The sequence below is a fragment of the Acinetobacter rongchengensis genome (assembly GCF_003611475.1).
Classification (GTDB): domain Bacteria; phylum Pseudomonadota; class Gammaproteobacteria; order Pseudomonadales; family Moraxellaceae; genus Acinetobacter; species Acinetobacter rongchengensis.
Genome location: NZ_RAXT01000178.1, coordinates 1 through 658, shown reverse-complemented (window position 1 = coordinate 658; position 658 = coordinate 1). Strand labels below are relative to the sequence as shown.

1 protein-coding gene is annotated in these 658 nt (G+C 37.5%); it reads left to right on the top strand.

All coding sequences use genetic code 11. From position 1 onward, the window contains the following. Positions 1-569, top strand: a 569-nt coding sequence (locus tag D7V20_RS19380; protein WP_213072527.1) for a TetR/AcrR family transcriptional regulator, incomplete at its 5' end; no start/stop codon positions are given. Positions 570-658: the final 89 nt, after the last annotated feature.

Below are 658 nucleotides of genomic sequence, written 5' to 3'. Positions count from 1 at the left end.
CCAAGCCAGCAGAAGTCCGAATTGATGAGCTGATGAATGCTGCACAAACGCTTTTTTTAGCAAAAGGCGTTGAAGCCACCACGATTAGTGAAATTATTGCCAGTGTGGGCGTTGCTAAAGGGACCTTTTATCATTACTTTGAATCGAAACAGCATATTGTTGAAGCCTTAAAAAAACGTTATATCGATTTTTTTATCGCGGCCTTAGACACAGCTGTTGCAACATGTGATGCTGAAGATTGGGTCAGTCAATTTAAGGTTTGGATCTCTGCCAATATACAAACCTATCTCGAAAGCTATGCTATACATGATATTGTTTTTGGTGCACATCACCATGAACGAAAAAATAATGAAAAAAATATGATATTGGAACAACTGCTGCAAATCTTAAATGGAGGGCAGCAGGCGGATATTTGGCATTTAGAACAGCCAAGATTAACCGCTTTGTTGATTTATTCAGGTGTACATGGGGTTGCAGATGAAGCAATTGCCAATCAACTACAAGATAGCACAGATTTTTCTCAACAAATTGCGCTGCAATATTTAAAAATGCTCCATCATGATGGCTGACTTTCACTATGACCTTGAATCATATAAATCGCTTCTCGTCTGATATTCTTTTATTATCAATTTTAATTAGAACCCTAAACGATGCATTT